Consider the following 4147-nt stretch of genomic DNA (forward strand, 5'->3'; position numbering starts at 1 on the left):
TTGAGTAAACGTGGCACGATCGTGAATGAGTGGGAAAAACTTAACCGCATTTCTAACAGGCGGTTAAAGTATCAAAGTTTGACCCTTCCCTTAAAAATGCAGTGGTCAATTGACCGAATTACCATAGTCGGAAAACTGAAAGAAAATATTTATTATCACACTCCAAATGATGTGTTGATTTTAAATTTTGAACAGCTTATGCGTTTGAACGAAGGCAATGGTTATTTAAAAGCTGTTGGGAATAATGGGTGGCAATTATTAGACCAACACGAGGAAAATATAGCTTATATTGAGATTCTTAAATTTCATGAAGGAAAAGGGCGGATTGACTTTAATCCTAATAAAATCAATCAATTTTTATCAGGTTCCATGAAAAATTTCATTCATGATTTATTTCTAGAACCTCATTTTTCACGTGCGGATATTGCTTGCGATATTGTAGATATTCCCGATGACTTTGTTAGTCAGTATCGTGTAGTTGATCCTGTGTCTTTTAAACCAATTTATGGGCGTTCTGGTAAGTTAGAAACGGCATATTGGGGTAGTCGTGCCAGTGAACGACAAATTCGAATGTACAATAAAAAATTGGAACAAGAAAGAAAACGTAAAATTGTTCCGCCGGAAATAACGACATGGTGGCGACTAGAATTGCAGTTACGAAGGGGAAAAGCAACTGATTGGCATGAGATGGTTCATGAAAGTTTGGATAGCTTTGCTAGTCCACATTATTTTCCGCCAAATACTAAAGTTACTGAACGGATTATGGTGAAAGGTTTGCTTTATGATCATTCTGAGTGGGGAAATCTAGCTAAGAATACAAAGAAAAAATACAGGGATTTGTTGAAGCAAGAAAGTCAAAATGATGAATTGACGAATCATTTGCGAGAGTCATTTGCGGAATCGGCAGACGATTTGAAACGAGAATTAGATACATGGCTCCAAGGACTTGATGTAACGGAAGTAGGTGCTGAATGAGTAATCCAGTAGAAAAAATGACCATAAAAAATCTTGCTGACGAATTGGGTGTATCGAAAAATACAGTGCGCAATCAACTGGTCAATTCAGGGTTTGACCTTGCTCAGTATAAAGAAAATGGCATTATCATGCTAGATAAAGAGTTGATTGGTGTTGTTCGGTCAATTTATCGGTCAAAAAGTGATCAATTGACTGGTCAATTACCGGTCAATAACACAGGCAGTGATTTTCCTTTAGAAAAAGAGAATGAGTTTTTGCGTGATCAATTAGCTGAGAAGGACAAACATATTTCTGAATTAACAGAAATGATTCGTGATCAACAAAAATTGACCCTGCTTCAGCAACAAAAAAACGATCAGTTGTTACTAGAAAATCAAGAATTAAAAAATCGAAAATGGTGGCAATTCTGGAAGTGAGGTGTGACATGGATAAAATTGATTTGAGAGAAGAAACAGTCGATAGAATTGAATTGATGTATGAACGGTTAGCTGATTATTTGAATTTGCCGGATGAAGATAATTATAGTGAAATGCTTGAACGAATTATGGATGTTCTCAACTCGGTTATCAATGCTGATTTAGCAAAATCTTCAGTTTTGACTAATGAATTTGTTCATAAGCATTTAGCGCAAACAACTGATGAATCAGAAAAAGAATTTTGGTTGAAATTAATGAGTCATGTTATGCAGTTAAACCAAATTTCCGTTATTAATTCCAAAGAAAAGGAGATGTAGTTTATGGGAATGACTTTAGCAGATATTAAAGCGCAAGAAGAAAAATTAAAAAAAGAACAAGCGAAACTTCGCCAACAGAAAAAACGCTTGATTGAGAAAGAAAATGCTGCAATGGGCAAGGCTCTTCGCAAGCGTTTTGGGTTTGAAACTTTTGCTGATTTTGAGCGGTGGCTATCGTCGATTTCTGACGATCAGCAACACGAAAAATCAGTGGATAATGAGTGGCTTGCTGATGAAAAATCAGCGCCAAGCGAACGAGATTATCCCGATGAATCTGACGGCTTATTCGGAGTGATACCGAATAAGAAAAGTCAGATGAGTGAGAGTAAATTTACGTCAATATTTAATGACGTGAATTTACGATAAGCGATTATTTTGCGTGAAGCAAAATAAAGCGTAAAAGGAGTTGAGAGCGTGACACGCTTTCGGCTCCTTTTTTCGTTGTCACTTGTGACAGCGAATACCCTCGGAGAGCATTTGGAATTGTGACAGCCATGTCACAATTAGGAAAATGTTACTCTTTGACAAAGAGTAACAGAAAGGTTTACACTCTTTTTATTAGCGACAGCCGAAGGAGGGTTTTAACTTGGGGTTCAGTATTTCGTTCAAAAAGGGAACAAAGAATACAAGCATTTCTCATAATAATCGTGAGTTAACTGATAGCCAAAAAATCAATGACTGGCATAAGCATATTGATTTCACAAAATCGGATGAAAATATCTATTTAGAACAAACAAATATTCGTGAAAAATATGAAGAATTATTCGGTGAAGCCGTAGAAAAATATAATGCAAAGCAGAAAAGAGCCGATAGAAAAATCGAGGACTATTTAGCAAAGGTTCGCAAGGATAAAAAATTGGAACCACAGCGAGAATTTATCGTGCAAATTGGTACTCTTGATGATTTTCGTACTACTCGTGATGATGGTTCTTCTACTGGCATATCGGAACAACAAGCAGAACAAAATCGAGTGATTGCCAACAAAATTTTAGTTGAGTATTTCAAAGAATTTAAAGAACGGAATCCTAATTTATCCGTCTACAATGCTGTTATTCATAATGACGAAGTAAGTCCGCACCTGCATTTGAATATTGTTCCTGTTGCTGAAGGGTATAAACGGGGTGTTCAAAAGCAACCAAGTTTTAACAAAGCCTTGCAACAGCAGGGTTTACGAGCAGATAAAGAGAATGGTCGAGTGATTTGGAATAATTTTAGGAATCAGGAAGTTGAGTCAATTGAACGTTTGATGGCAGATTTTGGTTGGGAGCGTGAGTTAGTCGGTACTAACAAAATCAAAGATGTTCACGAATATAAAGAAATCATGAGCGAGATTTCAGAATTGCGTCAAACGGCCGTAAAAGAGCGTGAGAGCGTTTCTGATGAGTTGAGGTATATTTCTAGGCAAAGAGAAGAAAATGAGCGAGAAAAGGCTCTGGTGGCTTCTGAGAGAGTGAAGATTGAAGAAGAGAAGAAAAATATGCTGAATGTAAAAAAAGAGATGGCGGTCATTTTCCAAAAAGATATTGTTCCTTTAGAAAGTTTCAAGAGGCTTCCTGATGGTTCGTATCATTTATCTGGGAATGATTTTGTTGATTTGTATCAACGAGCTACGAGAGCAACAAATGCCAAGAGAAATGCTGATAACATGAGTGAGCAATATTTACAGATGCTTGAGCAAAATACAGAATTAAATGAGTATGTAGCTACATTGGAAGAAGAGCGTCATTTGTCTGGTAGAAAACAATTAGCAGATTTACAAGTGGAAAATAAAAAGCTGAAAGAAGAAAATCGCTCTTTACGCCAGCGTTTAGAGCGATTAAAAAACGCATTTCAAAAATCGATCACTCGTTTGTCTATCCGTTTTGGTCTTGCAGAAAAGGATATGGGGCTTTCTGAGGAATTAGAAGTGTTAGAGCAGGAGAAAACCTTATTTTATCGTCAAAACGTCTCACAGCGTAAATTAGAGCGTTCTGAAGATGAGATCGAGTGGTAGTTACGATGTGCAGTCAACGGTACCGGAGGCGGTTTGTGCCGAGGATAAGGAGTTGACGGCTAAACCACTAGCCTATTAAGCTGACATTTGCTAAAAAATGGCCAGTCCATTTTTTGGCCAACCTAGCGTTAGCGAAGTTTGGGGGCGCCCTTTTCAAAGGGTGCGGTTTTATTTTTTGGATATTTGCATAGCTAAAGAGAAGTGCTATTATTGAGTTAGCAAACAAATGAACTGAAAAAAGAGTAAAAAAATAGTCGAGCAACGCTACCAACGTTCTCGACCTTTACGGAAACTAATCGCACTAGCTCCGTAACTTCTTAATCATTATACGAATATTTTTAGATTTCTTCAAGACTAGAGATTTTTTGGTAATGAATTTTTAAGAGTTACGTGAACTTTTGAAAATTCTTTCCAGAAGTCTCTTTTTCTTTGAGGAGGAACAAAAT

5 protein-coding genes are annotated in these 4147 nt (G+C 36.9%); all 5 read left to right on the top strand.

Annotated features, from left to right (window positions below; genetic code table 11):
• Nucleotides 1–975, top strand: a 975-nt coding sequence (locus tag IGL15_RS14320) for a replication initiation factor domain-containing protein (RefSeq protein ID WP_227260574.1), incomplete at its 5' end; no start/stop codon positions are given.
• Nucleotides 972–1391 (top strand): hypothetical protein, encoded by a 420-nt coding sequence (locus tag IGL15_RS14325; protein ID WP_002292671.1) that lies wholly within the window; start codon nucleotides 972–974, stop codon nucleotides 1389–1391. The genes IGL15_RS14320 and IGL15_RS14325, both read left to right, overlap by 4 nt.
• A gap of 8 nt (nucleotides 1392–1399) precedes the next feature.
• A complete protein-coding gene (locus IGL15_RS14330; RefSeq protein WP_002333831.1) occupies nucleotides 1400–1708 on the top strand; it encodes a hypothetical protein in 309 nt (102 codons plus the stop codon).
• A 3-nt stretch (nucleotides 1709–1711) separates the two neighbouring features.
• Nucleotides 1712–2074 (top strand): hypothetical protein, encoded by a 363-nt coding sequence (locus IGL15_RS14335; RefSeq protein ID WP_002298418.1) that lies wholly within the window; start codon nucleotides 1712–1714, stop codon nucleotides 2072–2074.
• A 220-nt stretch (nucleotides 2075–2294) separates the two neighbouring features.
• Nucleotides 2295–3701 carry a plasmid recombination protein gene (locus tag IGL15_RS14340; protein WP_002333830.1) on the top strand — a complete coding sequence of 469 codons (1407 nt, stop codon included), beginning with the start codon at nucleotides 2295–2297 and terminating at the stop codon, nucleotides 3699–3701.
• Nucleotides 3702–4147 lie beyond the last annotated feature (446 nt).

The organism is Enterococcus sp. DIV0436a (genome assembly GCF_051711605.1).
Classification (GTDB): domain Bacteria; phylum Bacillota; class Bacilli; order Lactobacillales; family Enterococcaceae; genus Enterococcus_B; species Enterococcus_B faecium.

What these genes read in the sequence shown, in the direction of transcription:
- IGL15_RS14325 (WP_002292671.1), top strand. Translation starts at nt 972, where the DNA reads ATGAGTAATCCAGTAGAAAAAATGACCATAAAAAATCTTGCTGACGAA.
- IGL15_RS14330 (WP_002333831.1), top strand. Translation starts at nt 1,400, where the DNA reads ATGGATAAAATTGATTTGAGAGAAGAAACAGTCGATAGAATTGAATTG.
- IGL15_RS14335 (WP_002298418.1), top strand. Translation starts at nt 1,712, where the DNA reads ATGGGAATGACTTTAGCAGATATTAAAGCGCAAGAAGAAAAATTAAAA.